The sequence below is a fragment of the Serratia sp. HNCC26DJ206 genome, assembly GCF_057180605.1.
In genome coordinates this window covers 1-3,053 of record NZ_JBXUGP010000080.1, presented here as the reverse complement: position 1 = coordinate 3,053, position 3,053 = coordinate 1, and the positions used below count along the sequence as shown (strand labels likewise).

Below are 3,053 nucleotides of genomic sequence, written 5' to 3'. Positions count from 1 at the left end.
TTTTTTTGCACAAATAAATATCCCACCTATATTCTTTATGAGCCTAACCGAAATCGACAGATGACAGTGCTGCGCTCGTGGAAATTCAATGTTTTCTTACTATTAGGAAGGTAATGGATTATGCAATTCAAAAAATTTGCCGTAACTGCTTTATTTGCTTCGGGTGCTTTATTAATGGGACATTCTGCGTCTGCAGTGAAGCTAGACAACTCATTTAACGTGAAACTGGCGATAAACAGCCTGTGTACCATCGAAACCGTGGATGACGTTGATTTCGGTCAAGTCGACAGTAGTACAGGTACTCAGACCAAGAGCACACAGCTTAAGATCAAGTGCAACGACGAAAAACCCTATAAGGTGGCCCTGAAACCGTCAGATAACAATCCGGCGGGTCAAGGTAAAATGGCATCGCCTGACACGGTTGATACCATCGTTTACAACCTGTATCAAGATCCTGCTGGGGCAGTTCCGTGGGGCAGTACAGGAACCAATGAAGTGTCCCAAACAGGAACGGGTACCGTACAGACACTCCCTGTGTATGTGAAGGTGAATGGCAGTGAGTTTAATAAACCCGCGGGTCACTACAATGATGTGGTTGCTGTCTCGATTAACTACTAGAGCCTAGCCAATGTATAAAACGAGAAAGGATTTTGTAAGGATCCTGATCTCGACAGCCGTGATGCTTGTCCTGATGTTAGGCAGCACTGCGGCTGTAGCGATCGGCTTGCAAGTCTCCCCAATATCGATAGATTTACCGGATAATGCCAACGCGACAGAACTGTGGCTCATTAACAGCAGCGCCAAGCCTCTGCAGGCACAGGTGAGGGTGTATCAATGGGAGCAGAAAAATAATAAGGATACGTTAACGGCAACAACCGAACTGATTGTCAGTCCGCCGGTAGCGAAAATTGCTGCCAATGGGCGGCAATTGGTGCGCGTAATGCGTGCGAAAGGTAATAATAATACGGCACCGCTTTCCACATTTCGTATTTTAGTCAATGAATTACCGGTATCTTCAACCAAAAGTACCGGGGTTGATTTTGTGATGGAATACTCCGTTCCCGTATTTGTCTATCAAAGCAATCCTGATGCGTTGCGAACCAAACTGGCACTGAGCCTGGCGGCCAGTGGCAAAACCACGCTATTGCGGGCAAATAATCAGGGCGATCTTTATGGCAGACTTTATGCTTTGACTTTTATTGACCCGAAAGGAAAAAGGCTGGTTTTGAATTCAGGCTTGGTCGGATACGTGTTGCCCCACCAGGAAATGCAATGGGACATAGGGAAACCACCGAGTGTTTTTGCACAAGGGGGCACCATGGAAGCGTTATTGAATGGCAAGACACACACCGAGACAATTGCACCACTCGGCCGTTAAACGTTTACAACGTTCTTTTCTAAGCCTGATGATATGCACAATCCCCCTCTTGGGGGTCGTGTGTATATCAGAAAGTGTTGCTCAGTCATCAGCACCTGGCACCCACGATGATAAATATCAGATACCTGATAATCCAGAGGTCTACCTGGATGTTGAGCTGAATGGGGTACAACGGGGAGTCTATTCCTTTGAGTTACGTCATGATGAACTCTGGGGCCTTGTGTCAACATTGGAAGAGATGGGTCTGAAAATCCCACCGGCAAAGGCACCCAGCATCAACTTGATGTCGCTTGAAGGCATCAAGGTAGATTATCAGACCGAAGTGCAACGGCTGGTATTGACGGTCAATGAAGCCCGTGTGGAGTTACCCCGCAGTGTCTTCACTAACGTTGACACACAGACTTACCCAGGCAGCAGTGCCAGCGGTGTACTGCTTAACTATGAAGCCTTTGCCACGCATAGCAATAATGCAGAGACAGCCAGTCTCTTCAGTGAATTGCGTGTCTTCAATCCCTTGGGGACCCTCAGCAACACAGCGTTGAGTCAATTCAATGATTCCACCCCATCGAGAGTTGACACCATTCGCTTGGATACCACATTGAACGCGTCCTGGCAGGAGAGCATGGTGACATTGCGAGCCGGGGATGCTATTACGGGAAACCTGTCCTGGTCACGGGGCACGCGGTTTGCCGGGTTACAGCTGGCACGCAACTTCGACTTGAACCCTTATCTGGTCAGTAGCCCACTGCTTGAATTTCTGGGGACCACGACCACCCCGTCAAACGTGGATCTGCTGATTGACGGGGTCAAACAGTACAGCACGCCAGTGCCTCCCGGCCCGTTCGTGATCAACACGCTACCCAGGATCAACGGCTATGGCAATGCCCAACTGGTCGTGACCGATGCCCTGGGACAGAGCAAAACCTTGGATCTGCCTATCTTTTTCTCACCCTCCCTGTTGAGCAAAGGACTGGCTGATTGGAGCCTGGATGCGGGAAAGGTACGCCTGAACTATGGAAACAGTTCGTTTGATTACAGTGAAGACACAATGTTTAGCAGCAAATTGCGTTACGGTCTGACCTCTTCCCTTACACTGGAAAACCAGATGGAGACGACCGCCGGGTTGTTTAAACAAGGAGTCGGTATCGTGGCGACACCCAGTGCGTATCTGGGCGTGTTCTCCGGGTCTTATGCGCAAAGCCGGTATCAAGGCATGACGGGTGAACAGAAAGGGTTCGGCTACCAATGGAGTAACCGCGACTTCAATTTGGGTGGGTCAATATTGACAGCGAACACTGATTACCGAGACATCGCATCACTGTATGGTGCCACGTTGAATGCCAAAAGCCAGCAACTCTTTTTGGGTGTCAGTCTGGGGGATGCCGGGAGTGTTTCTGTCAGCCATTTGACACAAACCCCCATGGAAAAAGCCACTACACGGTTTGTGAATGTGTCATGGCTAAAAAATCTGGGGGAGACGGTTTCGTTGAATCTGTTGCTGAACCGAAATCTGAATGACCGTGAAGATTACTCGATTTATCTTGGGGTGAGTGTCGCATTACAAAATAAAATGAACGTGTCTGCTGGCACCACTTACCGTCAACGTGGAGTCGTTAACGCAGTGAGTGCCATCCGTAATGCCCCTTCGGACGGTGGCCTGGCCTGGCGAGCCAGC

The 3,053-nt window shown here is 49.2% G+C and carries 3 protein-coding genes; all 3 read left to right on the top strand.

Annotated features, from left to right (window positions below; genetic code table 11):
* Positions 1-120 precede the first annotated feature (120 nt).
* On the top strand, positions 121-618 hold the full coding sequence (locus tag AC2A1E_RS23880; RefSeq protein WP_484385822.1) for a Csu type fimbrial protein: 498 nt from the start codon (positions 121-123) through the stop codon (positions 616-618).
* 10 nt (positions 619-628) lie between these two features.
* A complete protein-coding gene (locus AC2A1E_RS23875) occupies positions 629-1,378 on the top strand; it encodes a fimbrial biogenesis chaperone (RefSeq protein WP_484385821.1) in 750 nt (249 codons plus the stop codon).
* Between the two features lie 220 nt (positions 1,379-1,598).
* On the top strand, positions 1,599-3,053 hold a 1,455-nt coding region (locus AC2A1E_RS23870), incomplete at its 3' end, for a fimbria/pilus outer membrane usher protein (RefSeq protein WP_484385820.1).

Excerpts from the sequence above, each read along its gene's own strand:
- AC2A1E_RS23880 (WP_484385822.1), top strand. The coding sequence starts at position 121 with ATGCAATTCAAAAAATTTGCCGTAACTGCTTTATTTGCTTCGGGTGCT.
- AC2A1E_RS23875 (WP_484385821.1), top strand. The coding sequence starts at position 629 with ATGTATAAAACGAGAAAGGATTTTGTAAGGATCCTGATCTCGACAGCC.